Below are 15244 nucleotides of genomic sequence, written 5' to 3' on the forward strand. Positions count from 1 at the left end.
CGGATTCGCGTTTAAACTCTGCGCTGAAATTTCTTTTTTTCATTATGGCACCTGTGTTGTTCTGAGGTGAGCATATCACCTCTGTTCAGGTGGCCAAATTCAGTAAACCACTTCAAACATAGCGGCAGTGGCAAACATGTGTTTCATTGGGGGCGGAGTGCTGTGAACGTCTGCTCCTCGCTCATTGCAGACATAAGCATAAGCTATTTACCATAAAGCTTCATTACGCGCACCGCTCAGACGGCCTAAGCGCGTTTCTGACGGGAAACAGGTAAAAATAGACAACAAACCCCCAACAAACCCGCCAGAAACGCAGAAGATGAATTTTACCTCACTGCATATAAACTCACAAAAGTGCTTAGCCTCTGATTTCAATATATTTGCCTCCCCTACCCCCTGTTTCTGCAACTTTTCTCAGGAAATCATATCACGCTACCCAGCCTTATCACCCGATAAATCCTAATAAAAAGCACCTTTAAAGGTGCGTTTAAATGATCTACAATTAACACTTAAAATAATGAGGAGGTAACTTTATGGCATTTCAGGTTCTGACCACTACGGCAGCCAGTATTACTGAGCTTAAACGTGACCCTATGGGTACTTTCCACGCAGGGGATGGCGCTCCGGTAGCCATTCTTAATCGTAATGAGCCTGCGTTCTACTGCGTGCCACCGGCACTCTATGCCCAGTTGATGGAACTTCTGGAAGATGAAGAACTGGGAAGGATGGCTGATGAGCGAATCGGAGAAAGGGTTATAGAGGTCAATATTGATGACCTATAAGCTGGCTTTCAACGAATCCGCTCTGAAAGAATGGAAGAAGCTGGGTCATACACTGCAGATGCAGTTCAAAAAGAAACTCAAAGAGCGCCTGGAGAACCCCAGAGTTCCGGCATCACAGCTACATGGACGTAAGGACCAGTATAAAATTAAGCTACGTGGTGCCGGATACCGCCTTGTCTATCGTGTAGAAGACGACATTGTCACAGTCACTGTTATCGGAGTAGGCAAACGCGAAAACGACGACATTTATAATGTAACCCTGAATCGCAATTGACTAATGCTGTAAACACTATTTTGGAGTCGTATCCGGGCCTACTCACTTTCTGGGTAACGTTGGCGGCTTCACATCATCTTTGCTCTGCGTTCGCCGTGTCATCCAGGGATGGTCAGCAGCAGGTTTGACGTAATATTTTGAGCGCAAATCATACCCCGCATTATCCACACGCTCATGTACGCTCTTTTTATCATCAAGCGGTATTGGTTCAGGCCCATCGACATATTTTTCATAGCCCAACGGCCGACTTTCATGAAGCACCGTTATTTCACCGTTAAAGCTTTCGCAAACCGTGACAATCGCATGCCTGAGACGGTATCCCTCCCCTTCTGAACGAATCTTATATGCACTCGTTTTATACTGAAAGGTCAGATTCCTGAAAAGCACCCGACGGGACTGATAACAGAGTATGTAGTTAAGTTCTTCCGGAGAATGAAGAATCTCCCTGTGGGCGTTACCATTTTCACGGGGGACTGAAGCGAAGCGAGAGTTGTAATCCTTCATAAACTCAGACAACCACAGGTTAGCTGATTCGATATCACTGATATTGCGAAGGCGTAATTCTTTAACCAATCTGTCCTGTAAGGTCTGATTAGCACGCTCGACCCGGCCCTTAGCCTGAGGAGTATTAGCGTGAATTGGCTCGATCCCAAGAGTTTTAATGGCACGGGTAAATTGCGTCAGCTCGCCTTCACGTTCCGGGTTATTCACGCGGAAAATACTGTGTCTGTCAGAATACAGGGCAAAGGGACGCCCATATTTGTCTAGATAATCACGTAACGTTTCCATGTAAGCACGTGTCGTTTCTGCAGGAGCGAAGCGGAGCGCCATAAGCGCACTGGTGGCGTCATCAATAAAGACAATAACGTACAGCGGGGCCCTCGCTCTTCAAACCAGTCATGCGGAGAACCGTCAATCTGGATAAGTTCGCCATAGCATGGGCGCTGTTGCCGACGCTGATAAATGCGGGCAATTTTTCGGCGTCGCTCACGCCATAAACCTTCTTCAACCATCCACTTGCGCAAAGTTTCGGCCGACAAAGCCAGCCCATGGATCTCCCGTAACTTCTCACAGGCAAACGTGGGGCCGAAATCCGGGTATTTATCTCTGACAAGTGAGATGACGAGAGTCCGAAATTCCGACGTAAAAGCATTATTGGGACGTTGTCCTCGTCGACGAGAAACCAGTCCCTGAGGACCTTCAATCCGGTCGCGCTGAACGAGACGTTTCACCTGCCGGATTGATATACCTATACGGTCCGCAGCCTGCTCCTGGGTGATCTGACGGCTGACTGAATCCCGAATTATCTGGAGACGGTCAAGTTCTTTAAGGCTCATGCTAATGGTCTCTTTTGTCATGAAATATCCTGCCTGAGAAGCTACGGGGACATTTCAGAATGGGTCAAAAGGGACATTACTGCATAGGATTAACACGTTAACAACCTCCCTTGCCTTGCGGCAATTAAGGGGCTATTCTGTTGGTGTCTAGTCAAGCAGATGGCCTCGTTTTGTACTGCCCCCCAAAAGGTGGACAGAATAATCGAGGCATCTAAAAAAGAGTCCATGGAATACATGGGCTCTTTTTCCTCTTTATCTCACCCACTTCACTGTTTTATAAATATTGTATTCGCCATCTTCTTTCGTGAAAGCCCTCTACTGATACTCCGGAATAACTTCCAGTAACACGTTTCAAGGCCGGCACAGGCGGGTTCCTGCGGGTGCGACAACAATTGGTCAATTGGTCAATTGGTCAATTGGTCATTATTGGTTGCCACTGCATAAATTCTATCAGCTGCTCATCGGTAAACATATCCTCGGCAATACCCAGTTGCTCATAAGATTCAGCGTTCTTACGCAGCTAGGCGCGCACCGTAAGCCTGACAGAAATTTGATGAAAACGAATGGATGAAGACATCCTAATTGTACGATCGTATCGTCGATGTTAATGAGGAATTATTTAAGATCATCCTGCACTAAAAAAAACAGAATAAATATCTGGCAGACCTATACAGCGAACGTAAGGAAAACCATCAGACCCTATGCGCACGAGTAAATCAGGCCAAAATCTGAAAAGGAAACATAGCAACCATAGTTGGCATTTTAAGGCTAACAACCATAGTATCAGTCACCCGGACTAACAAAGGTGTGAGAGTGAGATCAACAAAAAAATTTGCAAAAGTACTCAGTGAGCATCCAAAGAGCGGCCTCAGTTCCGTTATGAACTGACTTTGACAGCTGGAAACTTTCGCAGAACAGAGAAACTTCTTTCACTTCAATTTGTGAGAGAAATCTGGGTTGTAGGCCGAAGATATCGAAAAATAACATAACACTCGAGGGATTACTATGGCCCTCCATTTGCCATGAACGAACCCTATTATGGCACTGTGGCCATTGAAAAATCACATACAACTCCCCGCGACACACGAGACATTATTGCGGCTGCCGTTAGACTTTAGACCATGTCTGGCAGGATGGAACCGATACGCTAAAGCAGGGATTATGCTAAATGACTTTACCCCGGCAGGCGTTTCAAAGCTCAATCTTTTTGGTGAAGTACAGCCGCGGGTTCACAGCGATGAGCAGATGAAAGTTCTGGATGGTATTAACCATTCTGGCTTGTGTAGATCTGGTTTGAAGGAAGAGAAAACGCTACATCATGACAGATGAAAAGAGAAAAATTGTCACCTGCCTATACAATATGATGGAAAGATATTCATATAAAATAATTAGATAGCGGCACGCTACATGCCATATTGTTTCATAAAAACCTTTGCACAGTACAGAATATAAAGCGCTGCAGCTGAGATCTTAGTTATTGATTAATGGCTTTGGCCAAGCTTTCTGTTATGTAGCTGAGACCTCAATCTTACTCGTATAACTGGGACTAGTTAAGTGGTTGGGACCGTGGTCCCAGTTGAGTGGTTGGGACCGTGGTCCCAGTTGAATGGTTGGGACCGTGGTCCCAGTTGAATGGTTGGGACCGTGGTCCCAGTTGAATGGTTGGGACCGTGGTCCCAGTTGAGTGGTTGGGACCGTGGTCCCAGTTGAGTGGTTGGGACCGTGGTCCCAGTTGAGTGGTTGGGACCGTGGTCCCAGTTGAGTGGTTGGGACCATGGTCCTGAAGAGGGTAATGCAGGAAGATAAATACCGAATTAGTATTGGTTTTTCTTCGTAGCTAAAAGCTCAAGCATTTCTTCAAACTTCCCAATATCCTCCTCGGAAAGTTTGGAACGATCGAGGCTGATGATCACTTTATTACCTTTATACCGCGCTGTTGCTCCAGGAATGAACTGGCGCTTTTCAGGGGGCTCAATTAATTTCTTACTGGAGTCTTTAAGTAAGGCTGTAAGAAATTGAATTATTTCATCAGTCTCAAGTACAACTCCTGCTTTTCTCTTCTCTGATAGTTCAGATGCGCCCTCAAGTAAAAGAGCTTCGTTTTCAGAAAAAACTTTCTGTAAGTTTTCACCAGCTCTCGCGGAAAGTTCGCCAGGATGAGAGAAGAGGGCGATAACATCTCTTGGTAACTTAGAAGAATTAATGCATCTGGTTATGATTTTTCTAGAGATGTTTTCAGCGTCAGCCAGAGCAGAAATATTCCCATTAAACTCATTAGCTAAACGCTGGGAATATCGCTTACCTCTTTCATAAGCACTTGTCGGCCTGTAATCATTTCCTAGTTTACATAAAGCATCCATCTGTTCGTCATCAAGTGCACCGACAAGTATGCGATACTCAGTAGATGTCAGAATGGCGGTCATGCGACGGCGGCTGCCATCAGCAACTTCTATATGACCGTTGACCTTACGACCAAATGCCGGATTTTGCTGGCCCGAAAGTAAGAACGATGGGATGAGATCGTCTAAGGCCTCTTCTGTTAAAAATGCCTGATCACGTTCATTACCAGACCAGACCTTTGTTGAGCTGGCAACATCTGCACCGGGGATAGTCTCGAGAACAAACTTTACTTCTCGTCCACAGACGGGAAGGGTAATAGTATTGCCCTTTGCCATAGCACCCACTCGAGCAATGAGTGTATCAACCATAGGAGCCGCGGGGGCTGTTACAGTAGTCACAGGTGTAGCTGATGGGGTTGATTTAGGGATGATAGGCGCGCGTTTCATTAACGGATCTCCCAACGAGGTTTAATGAGACGGTCAAAGATTTCATTACAAACCGGCTCCCAAATTGCTAGTGCATTCCTCCATGCGCCTGTAGAAGAGCGCTGATCGATAGCTTGCTCGAACACTGTTCTCATTCGAATTTGCCCTTTACCTACTTCGTCCGTTTCACGCACTACATTTTTGAGGACCATGCTTCCCCAGGCATCCCTGATTTGCTCTTCCATCCATGGCGACTGAGAACCGTTATTATTATTGTATTTTGTAAGCAAGATCCTGACATCTGGCTCGAAACCCTGGAGGTCTACGTTTTTCAACAAATCGCGGAGCATGTCGAAAAATTGCAGGGCAGAGGTATAGTCAAATAATTCTGCAGGAGTAGGAACTAACAACACATCAGCGGCACAAACAACGTTAATTGTGCCGATACCCAAGTTAGGCGCGCTATCGATAACAACCACATCGTAATCATGGGCTACCGTTTCAATGGCTAGCCTTAGCATCATATGAGGTTCTGTCGGTAGCTTTCCTTCGTCGAAACGTCCCATCAACTCAGTTTCAATACGATGTAAGGCCAGACAAGAAGGGATGATATCAAGGCCTGGCCAGCATGTTGGTTTTACCGCATATGAAGCATCATCTCGTTCACCGAGATAGAAGGGGAGGAGAGTATCTTCAGAATGAATATGTAAATCAGGAACCCAACCATGATACATCGAGGCCGTACCCTGCGGATCGTTGCCTTCGACTAAGAGTACGCGAAGCCCTTTTAAAGCCAGATCCTGAGCAAGATGAACGGAGACAGAAGTTTTATAAACCCCACCTTTATGAGCTGCAACACCGATTACCGGAGGTAAGCTTTCATCTGGGCGACGGAGACGGGTACCAAACACATCTCGCATGTGGTTTATTTGCTCAATGGTATAGCCAACGCGCTGTTCAACGCGTCCCCGCAATTCCATATCTGGATGCGGCAAACGTCCTGCTTTTTCAGCGTCACGAATAGCCTGGGATGAAATACCGATCAGGTCGGCTGCCTCACCAACTCGCCATCTGCGGGTGATTTTTCTTGCTTCAGGGCTATCATCATTAAATTGAGCAATTGCGATGGCTTTCGTCATCTCATGGCCAGCTGCAATGCATTGGTTAAGCGTATCCATTAATCCCATTTGAAACTCCTTTAATCAACTTTGCATCATTATATTAAATCTTGATAAAACAAGCAAAGCAACACAAAACATGCAAACCCACTAAAAAAACGCAAAGTGCATCAAATCCTGCAAAGTTGATAACTTTTTAAACAGAATCCTTCAACAAAATAAGAGGGTTAAGAAAAATTTAATATTACTGGACATTAGTTAACCACAAAACCACCAAAAACGTAGGGTGTCTTTTTCGTATACCGACAGCCTTTTCCTCTTGAGGCAGACGAAACACTTTATGCATGAAGGCAGGGCAGCTGGAGACACCATTTATGACCTCTGTAGTTCAACATGAGCATGTAGCTTTAGAGGACATATCACTCCCCTGTGCCGGGCATCACGTTCAATATATACAGAGTGATAAAAGTGGGTCATAGCATGCATAAAGTGTGTCGCAACATGCTAAGAAAAATGATCCTCAGAGGATCTAAAAAAGGTGGGTACCAACATGTAAAAAGTGGGCAGCGATATGCAAAAGGTGTGTCACAGTATGCGAAGACATTTAAGTTGCACAAAAATAAACCTATCAAAACCGGCATGAAGGCTACAGCGCAACGACTACATGTTATGACACACCTGAAGTCATGCTACGACCCACCATTGCTGGATCGTTTGCATAATGTGACCCACCTTCTATGACGTCAATTCTTTAAGTTTTTTGTTTCGCTTATGAATCAACACCGTTAGAGTTCGGCCATCTTTCACTATGGAATATTCAATGTAGCCAATATCTTGTAGTTGCTTAAGTGCAGCTTTGATCAGGCGGTTCTGCTCCTTTACTGGAGAGGTCAAATTCAATCGTTCAATGATGCGATCAAATCGAATTGGGGCAGGGTTATCGGGCAGGCTAGCAATGTAGGTATAGAGCGTCTGAGCCACCTCTTTACCTTTAAGCATATGGTAGGGACGTTTACGCAGGAGAATGTTGTAGTCAATCTGATACAGTTCATGAAGGCGCTCATCAGCCTGAAGCGTGATTGTATCGGACTCTCTCGTATACTTACCGCTCTTAAGGAGCTGGGTAAAAAATTTATCTCCAGTTTTCTTACTGTTGAACTGAACAGTCTTGGTACCGATCCGAGTAAGAGCATCGAAGATGGTGTTACGCAGACGTTTGTTAAACTGACGCGAATCATACTGGCACAACGCGGCAAACTCAGTGAAAGGCAGCTCGATAGTATTTGATTTCAAGCCGTATTTACTGAAGGCACCAATAATGCCCATCCAGACACTAAAGTCCGTTGATATGTTAAGGCGCTCACCAAAGATTCTGACTTCGTCATAACCTTCCTTACGAGCGAACTCAAGCTGGGAGAATGACGAAGAAACATCTACACCGGACTTCTGCCCCTTAGGAATTGCTCTGCTGGCAGGAACAAAGACACCCAGACGCAGTAGAATCGCTGGTTGAACAGATGAATTGTTTGTGACTGTTAATTGGTGTACCTCTCCTTCATTAGTAATTTGCGAGGGTATAAAATTGTTATCAGTCATATAGTTACACCACTGTTTTAAGAATCCATTCGAGGTTATCCACAGAGGGTGGATAGTTCGTTATTTTACATGCTGCGACACACCATTTTGCATGTTATGACACACCAGGAGCATGATGTCACCCACTTTGATCATGGCATGACACACCAACTACATGTTGCGACACACTTAATGCATAATACGACACACCCAAATCTTCTGAATGCCTTGTCTGACGTGGCCTGCAGCGATCGGGGATCTGTTTGGAACTATATGGATCCATTCAGGATCTTCAAAAGGATCGTGTTATTGGATCTAATCAGTGTATATGTTGATAACTTTTTAAAATCCGAGAGGATGAAAGGGAAGGGAGCCTAAATAACATAGTGCCACTGACAGTCTTCACTTTGCAGACAGGCATGAATTAACAGTTATGGTCCACAACAAAGAAAAATGAACTACAAATAATTGGTTTAGCTTGATCACATTGGCCTGCTAGCGCCTACGCCATCAGCGTACTTAAATCATCACAACTTCTTAGTACCATGCGAACACACATTGGACATTCAGCTTATTCCGTCCAGTTCTGCTAGATGTGCGGGATCTGACCTGTTACTTTAAAGCCTCACTATTGCCGAGGAATATCATGGATTCAGATGAAATCGAACTGATTGACGTTGATCTGGAAGGTGAAACTCTCTGGCAATTAGACGATGATACCAGCACCTTTCCAGACCTTACTTCACTGCTGGAGTAGTGGATTAGCTGTACCATCCCTTACATACACAATCAGGCCGCGCCAGCGGCCTTTTTTACGCCCCTCATTTAATTCCCGAGGCAATTAGACATACAGCGCTCTCTGTCCACTGCTGGTTATTCATCACTCCGTCATCTATAGATGCGTCTCAACGGCATGCAAATATGCTTTCCTCCTTGGACGTTTTGGCACTATCGGAAAAAGTGTCCAGAAATTATTTTTGATGATCGGGTTTATTTTCATTGATTTTAAAAGGATACCCCTCCCTTGTTCAATACTCTGTTTTGAACAAGGGAGGGGTAGGACAAGCCTGCCGGGCGCGTCAGGCTGTTACTGTTACATTATGACTGACCTTTGAGTAATGCTACTGCCTCGATCCCTGGCATCTGGAATTGAACACGATGGCGCGCAGCCACATCCAGCGCAAACACCTTTGTATACACCTCAGTTGAACTAATCGACTTGTGGCCCATCAGGCTCTGCAGCACCTTCAGCGGAATACCCGCATAGAGCATGTGCATGGCGTAGGAATGACGAAACGTATGCGGGGTCACCGGCACCGAGAACGTAACTCTGTCCTCGGCCGCTGTTTCGACAGCTTCATTCAGCCAGGTACGGACCGTCCGATCGGTGATCTCCCAGATGCGCGCCTTCTCCATCTTGCCGGTACGCTTGTTGCGACGCTCAAGCGGAATTTTCAGTGTGGCGATCATCATCTCCAGTTGACTGACGTACTGATTGTCCGACAGCAGCACCAGGCGATGAGGCTGACTGCCGGCGGGAGTTCTTCCGGCGGTCCGGGCCGCTTTTTCCGCACGCTGCTTGAGGGTGGCCAACTGCACGAACGGATAGGGCGGAGCCAGGGAAAGTCGGTCCGCGTGAGCGAGAGGGCTTCGTTAATGCGGGCGCCAGTGTTCCACAGCGTCGCAAGCAACATTTTACGGTGCAGATCGGGCACGTAGTGGAGGAGTGCGCTCACTTCCGGCGCCAGCAGGTATTTCGGCAGATCGACCTGAACAAGAGCCATCTGACGCAGGGCCAGCGCGGCAGGGTAGTCGATAGCCACCGGCAGCTGCGCGGCAGAAAACGAAACGCCATGGGCGGGAACAGACGGTATCATGTAGCGTCACCGTTTTCCGGAAGGTATTTCTCCATAAGATATTCCAGCGCCTTCTGGGAGTAATCTTCGCCCGGGAGCAAACTGATTTCTCCCCGGCTCTCCATCTCAGCGTCAATAACGCCACCATTTCATTCGCAACTTCCACGGCATGAGGGTCATTTATACTGAACGACGTCATGTCTCTCCCTGAAAAATTCATAAGCGTTTGCCTGAAGTATCGGAAGAAACTGCATCTTTAAACTCCGTATTAAGAGCTTTTTTTTCATCGAAAGCGCGGGCAGCCCCTGAACGCTCAATTTCGCTCGCGAGAGGTTCAAAAACTATCGAAGCATGACTGGATGAAGCTGAAGGAGGATTCTTGCCATCTGAAGGCAACCGGACCAGCTGCTCATCTTTCACAATCTTAATAGAGCCATCACGTTTAATTGTCATCACTTCGCGGCCCCCCAGGTAACAATATGCCGGGTAATGTTAGGATCCACTTCTCCAGCACAGCTTTGGTTTTTTGTGCCTTTCGCCCAGAGATCGCTGATCAACAACCCATCAGTTCTACCGGAAGCCCGGGCCAGCAGGGTCGTAATGGCATCAAGAATAGTCATCTCGCCAGGTCCGATGATCAAATGCTTAAGTGCGGCATTTCGCCATTTCAGTTCCGAGTTTTGAGTCATCATTTTTTCCTTAATACTTGCGCCCATCATGTTTATCGCTTAATCGCGGAAACAGCATAAAAGCCAGCATGGCATCCGCCCTAGAGGACAGCTTGATAAGGTCCCCGCACTTCGGATCAATCTCTTCGTCAATGGCCTCGTTATACCGCATGCGCAGCCGCCACCCCGTCATGGGAGGGGCGTTCTGTATAGCCAGCACCATCCCCTCCGGCGAAAGCAACTCACGGAGAAGGTAGCAGGCACCGATTCGGGTGGAATCCCGCAGCCACAGCACGGGGTACTCCTGGACCAGCTGGTCATACACGCATTCTGCCGTATGGAAGTAATTCCCCTCGGCCCTGCATAAATCACACATTCAGTTACCTTTATTGAGAAATCCCGTCAGTAATTTGACGGCACCCTGTTTGTTTTAATGCGACATCAACTTAATAACCTTCTATCTGGTAATTAAATGCCTGATCATAAGTTAATGCTTGGGCGGAAGCAGGCTTATTCATAATGTTATCTGCGGGCTGGCAATATGGTGTTATGGCTGTGTAATTCCAGCCTTCTCGATTCAGATTGAAAACTGCCAGTACGCGGCCAGACGCACTCAGAATGACCGGCTGAAATGGATATCCTGAACTGTTCTGCCCGGGCGGGACTGGATTCTCCTTTATCCATAAATTCTGGTGGCCGCATTGATGGGTCAGGTAATTCCAAACTTCCATTATCTTTTGCATTTTTAGTTCTCTTCAAAATAATCCCACCCCGCAACAATCAGCCGACGACGCAGCAGAAAGTCACACTTAATGACTTTCCCTGCCGTCATCATTTTCAGGCTGATAATAAGCAGCCATATAGCCACTTAATTAAATTACCGGATGGCCGTTTCCGGCAGATCCGACTTTCTGGCTTATTTAAACTTTCCGGAAGTGTACCACGACGGGGAAATAAACATATCGCCATTATCTGCCGCCGCGCGCCGGCTCACGAACAGGCCATAAAACACTACATATGGAAGAAACCGCAGCTGATATCGTGGCACATGTTGTGTTTCCGGGCCGGCGGGCGGGGAGTGACGATCAGCGGATCCGGGACTTGGGGTTTTCGGATCTCAGGAGGTATGTAGAAGGATTTGTGCTGATAATGCAACACTAAGGATGAATTTTGAACTTAATCACATTATTGCTTATTTGGCATCAATAATTGAAACGCTTCGCATAATTGTGAATAAAAGAGCGAGGCATATATTTCCCATATAAATTATATGCCTTTTAAGAGAGCGAGACGGTAGTGAACTTGCGGTACTAAGAATAAACTGTACCTACTCCTTCAGGGCACTGGAGTGTGCAGATGTACGACAGAGTCCTGCGCCTTTTGCAATAAATAATTAAAGGACTGAACATGGCGACCACAGTAATAGCTGCCTTTAACGAATTTATGAAAGATACCGTGAATCTCAAAAAGGCAGATACCGATGACGCGCGTGCAAGTCGCGACTGGCTTATCGGTAAGATGAGTGATTTTGAGAAGGACGATAAATTTCCGGTGAGTTATCCGGCGATCCATATTGCCTTTGGATCCTTTGCCAGAAGAACCAAAATCCGTCCCTTGGACGATATCGATCTGATGTTCGGCTTGTCCGCGCAGAGTGCCACCTATAACGTTCTGAGTGACCGGATCACCCTGACCTCTTCCGGCGAGGGGTCGCGCCTGCACGGGTATCGGCATTCAGGAGCTGACACTATCTGCTCCGTCAGAATTCTAAATGCCTTTAAAAACCACTTGCAGGACATTGCCCAGTACGCCCAGGCTGATATCAGGCGTAACCAGGAAGCCGTCACGCTGAAACTGGTCAGCAAGGACTGGAATTTTGACATCGTGCCCTGCTTCATTACCAGCGAAGATGTCTTTGGACGGACTTACTACCTGATCCCAGACGGCAACGGCCACTGGAAGTTTACCGACCCCCGCAAAGACAGGGACAGAGTCACAGCTATCAATGTGCAGAATGACGGCAATGTGCTCAATGTCATTAGGGCAGTCAAGTACTGGCAGCGTAGACTGACGATGCCTTCCATGAGTTCCTATCTGCTTGAGACGCTGATTCTGGACTATTACGCTGGCAGGACGTCCTGCTCATCGTTTGTCGATATGGAACTGGAAGCGCTTTTCCGCCATCTTGGTCTGTTGGTACAGTTCTCCGTCAACGATCCTAAAGGCATACAGGGAGATATCAACTCTCTTTCAGCCGAGGCACGTAAGGCAATATCGGACAGATGTTATCTCGATGCGCAGAAGGCATCGGAGGCGAGACGGTTTGAAGATAATAAAGAGTATGAAAAATCTATCAATAAATGGCGCGACGTGTTCGGGCCGTCCTTTCCTGTTTACGGGTGAACCATGAATGCCATCTACACGAACCAGTCGACCAGAGAAAATCTGGATTTACTGTATGCTCAGGCCCGTATGTACGACAGGGTAAAAAATTGGAACAGGCTGAATTTTATCTTCAGCATCATCGTGCCGCTCCTGCTTTCGCTCGTTACCGTATACAACCGGAGCCGGGGCTTTGTCGATTCAGAGTTGCTGTCTTCGCTATTAGGGTTGTATGGACTCCTAGTGCTTACTTTTAACATTATCATCAGCGGACATATCTCAGCACTGCGCAGGAAGGCAGCCTCAATCCAGGAAATGTACGACTGCCGGGTACTTGGCATCCGGCGCAATGACCTGAAGGTGGAGGAGATCCCACGGGATGACATCATCCGGGCTGCTGCCTATTTCAGGGACTGCCCGGAAAAAGCACGAAAGCGATTTGGCGAAGAGGGGTGGTACGTCAGTAAGGTGTATGACGCGCCGCAGGCCGTAATGGCGCTCCTGTGCCAAGGAAAAAACCTCGGCTGGGACAAATCGCTCAGGGAGGTACTGCACGTGTTTTATCTTTCAGCTTTCATTGTCTCGCCTGTCGCGATGCTTGTTTACGGCATCGCCATGAAATCCGGGCTGAATGAGATCCTCTTCTATGTGGTGTTCACTCTGCCGGTCATCCGCTATTTCTTGCTTCAGTTTCTGGATAATCGCAGCAGTATGAAAAGAAGCGAGAAGCTGAAAAAGTACGTTGAGAAGGAATTATCCGGCATCAGGGTGTCCGGAAGGGCAGAAGAAGAGCAACTGGGCTATACGCTCCGGAATATCCAGGATGAAATGTTCGCCTACCGGGCCTCATGCCCGCCCGTTCCCAACGGTATTCAGCTGATAATGAAGCCAAAAAATGAGCGAATTTATGTTGATTACTTTGAAACGAATCTGAAGGAGCTGCACCTTCAGGAGTAATCCCCCCTTGGCTCCGGTGTAGGCTTTACGTATGCCGGAGCACATCACGATAAACAATTCAGGTGGCCTGGCTGCCAGCGTAAACACATAGTCACATTCACCTCGGATAGTTAGCATCCGGCTTTACCTTTTTTCGGATCTCAGAAGTTGAGAAGAGGAATTATTGCAGCATGGACACAAAAAACGAGTAATTGTTGCGATGAGTGGACTATTGCACCATGAGCAAATATAAATGACTTTATGCGTCCTGCGGTTAAATATATTGTTCATGCCGTCCGGCTGAACCCCGGGTCAGGGGATCAGCCGGGAAGGAGAACGTCACGGTTCTGTTTTCCGGGAGAGGGTCTTTCGTTTTTTCTTCAGGTACATCACTTCGTCACATTTGCCGATCATCTCCGCCAGCGTCGTGTACTGGTCTGCGTTATTGATCAGTTCGCCAAAGGAATAATTGATGTTGTAGGGCTTGCCCGAGGTGTCATTGTAATGATCGAGACTGGCACTCAGCGCATGAAGATAAGAGCCGGTATTCCCGTTTCGCCGGATCAGGGCGGCAAACTCATCCCCGCCGAGGCGGCCTGCTATTTCGCCCGGTTCGAGGTGCTGATGTAAAAAGCCGGCAAAGATCTTCAGCACCTCGTCACCCTCAGCGTGTCCCCAGAGATCGTTAACCGGTTTGAACCTGTCCAGATCGAAATAGATGAGGCTGAACGACGCATCCTGCCGGTTCATTGCGCGGAAGAGTTTTTCGCCGGCACGGTAAAACCCGCGCCGGTTGGGAATGCCCGTCAGGCTGTCCGTCATGGCCATGCTGATGGCCTCGAATTCATCCTCCACAATACAGGCCAGATCCCGGAGGGACGCAATGTCCTCATCCGTGAAGGCGCGGGGAGAGGTGTGGATCAGGCACAGCGTGCCGGCAATCGTGCCGTCCGGCAGGCTCACCGGCTGGCCGGCATAGAACCGGATGTGGGGTTCACCGGTGACCAGGGGATTTTCATGGAACCGCTCATCGGCAGACGCATCGTGAATGATGAAAGGTCCATCATGCAGAATGGCATGCCCGCAGAACGAAATGTTACGCGGTGTTTCGCGCACGCCGATCCCCTGGCAGGCTAGGAGCCACTGGCGCTCGCGATCCAGCAGGCTTATCAGGGCCACCGGGACCTGAAAGGCTTTGCGGGCCAGCCGCGTCAGGCGTTCAAAACGCTCATCGTCACGGGTATCAAGAAGGCCGGTAATATACAGGGACTTCAGCCTCTGTTCTTCATTCTTCGGAATACCGGGTGCCTGCATGTAATCTCCTGGTATGTACAAAGTATATAAACAGATGAAAAGGCGTTTGGATCTGACTGAGTATAATTATAGTTCACGACTTATCTGCCAGCGGCTGAACTTCAGATACAGGAATTCATGTTTATCACTCGTACTAGACTCTCCGGAGGACCAGGGGAATGACCGGGTCTGTTACGGTGTTGGAATCTGTAAACCTCAGGATTTTTGCCGGGAATGTACGTATAACTGCCATCTTGA

Annotated in this window: 12 protein-coding genes and 4 pseudogenes; 6 read left to right on the forward strand and 10 right to left on the reverse strand. The window is 47.6% G+C overall.

Annotated elements, in window-relative coordinates:
* The first annotated feature begins 533 nt into the window (after positions 1–533).
* Entirely contained in the window at positions 534–782 is a 249-nt protein-coding gene (locus tag FHC51_RS22590; RefSeq protein ID WP_213802912.1) for a type II toxin-antitoxin system Phd/YefM family antitoxin, read from the forward strand.
* Complete coding sequence (locus tag FHC51_RS22595; RefSeq protein ID WP_213802913.1) at positions 772–1056, forward strand: type II toxin-antitoxin system RelE/ParE family toxin; 285 nt, start codon at positions 772–774, stop codon at positions 1054–1056. Before FHC51_RS22590 ends, FHC51_RS22595 begins: the two co-directional genes overlap by 11 nt.
* A 42-nt stretch (positions 1057–1098) precedes the next feature.
* Here the strand turns inward: FHC51_RS22595 and FHC51_RS22600 are convergent.
* Positions 1099–2414 (reverse strand): annotated as a pseudogene (locus FHC51_RS22600) (ISNCY family transposase).
* A gap of 522 nt (positions 2415–2936) precedes the next feature.
* Here FHC51_RS22600 and FHC51_RS23365 point away from each other — a divergent pair.
* Both FHC51_RS23365 and FHC51_RS23085 read left to right on the forward strand, forming a co-directional pair.
* Positions 2937–3125 (forward strand): annotated as a pseudogene (locus tag FHC51_RS23365) (arsenical resistance protein ArsH); the annotation flags it as partial.
* 119 nt (positions 3126–3244) lie between these two features.
* Positions 3245–3712, forward strand: a pseudogene (locus FHC51_RS23085) (hypothetical protein); the annotation flags it as partial.
* Between the two features lie 495 nt (positions 3713–4207).
* Here the strand turns inward: FHC51_RS23085 and FHC51_RS22615 are convergent.
* From FHC51_RS22615 to FHC51_RS22650, 8 genes and pseudogenes are all read right to left on the reverse strand, one after another.
* Complete coding sequence (locus FHC51_RS22615) at positions 4208–5179, reverse strand: ParB/RepB/Spo0J family plasmid partition protein (RefSeq protein ID WP_213802914.1); 972 nt, start codon at positions 5177–5179, stop codon at positions 4208–4210.
* The gene (sopA, locus tag FHC51_RS22620) at positions 5179–6345 is read right to left on the reverse strand and encodes a plasmid-partitioning protein SopA (RefSeq protein WP_220436768.1); all 1167 of its coding nucleotides are present in this window, start codon (positions 6343–6345) and stop codon (positions 5179–5181) included. The genes FHC51_RS22615 and sopA overlap by 1 nt, the downstream gene beginning before the upstream one ends.
* Positions 6346–7011: 666 nt before the next feature.
* Positions 7012–7872, reverse strand: a complete 861-nt coding sequence (locus tag FHC51_RS22625) for a replication initiation protein (protein WP_220436769.1) — start codon at positions 7870–7872, stop codon at positions 7012–7014.
* A gap of 1077 nt (positions 7873–8949) precedes the next feature.
* Positions 8950–9728: pseudogene (locus FHC51_RS22630) on the reverse strand (site-specific integrase).
* Positions 9729–9923: 195 nt separating this feature from the next.
* Positions 9924–10160: a hypothetical protein gene (locus FHC51_RS22635; protein ID WP_220436770.1), complete on the reverse strand. Its 237-nt coding sequence runs from the start codon at positions 10158–10160 to the stop codon at positions 9924–9926.
* Positions 10160–10399 carry a hypothetical protein gene (locus FHC51_RS22640; RefSeq protein ID WP_220436771.1) on the reverse strand — a complete coding sequence of 80 codons (240 nt, stop codon included), beginning with the start codon at positions 10397–10399 and terminating at the stop codon, positions 10160–10162. Before FHC51_RS22640 ends, FHC51_RS22635 begins: the two co-directional genes overlap by 1 nt.
* Positions 10400–10406: 7 nt before the next feature.
* Complete coding sequence (locus FHC51_RS22645; RefSeq protein WP_213802925.1) at positions 10407–10751, reverse strand: hypothetical protein; 345 nt, start codon at positions 10749–10751, stop codon at positions 10407–10409.
* A 70-nt stretch (positions 10752–10821) separates the two neighbouring features.
* The gene (locus FHC51_RS22650; protein WP_220436772.1) at positions 10822–11118 is read right to left on the reverse strand and encodes a hypothetical protein; all 297 of its coding nucleotides are present in this window, start codon (positions 11116–11118) and stop codon (positions 10822–10824) included.
* Between the two features lie 664 nt (positions 11119–11782).
* Here FHC51_RS22650 and FHC51_RS22655 point away from each other — a divergent pair.
* Both FHC51_RS22655 and FHC51_RS22660 read left to right on the forward strand, forming a co-directional pair.
* Entirely contained in the window at positions 11783–12778 is a 996-nt protein-coding gene (locus tag FHC51_RS22655; RefSeq protein WP_220436773.1) for a nucleotidyltransferase, read from the forward strand.
* Between the two features lie 3 nt (positions 12779–12781).
* Positions 12782–13714, forward strand: coding sequence for an S-4TM family putative pore-forming effector (locus FHC51_RS22660; RefSeq protein ID WP_061549452.1), 933 nt, complete (start codon positions 12782–12784; stop codon positions 13712–13714).
* 318 nt (positions 13715–14032) lie between these two features.
* Here FHC51_RS22660 and FHC51_RS22665 read toward each other — a convergent pair whose 3' ends face one another.
* Positions 14033–15007, reverse strand: a complete 975-nt coding sequence (locus FHC51_RS22665) for a diguanylate cyclase (RefSeq protein ID WP_220436774.1) — start codon at positions 15005–15007, stop codon at positions 14033–14035.
* Between the last annotated feature and the right edge of the window lie 237 nt (positions 15008–15244).

This window comes from Leclercia sp. EC_58 (assembly GCF_019584355.1).
Lineage (GTDB): Bacteria > Pseudomonadota > Gammaproteobacteria > Enterobacterales > Enterobacteriaceae > Enterobacter.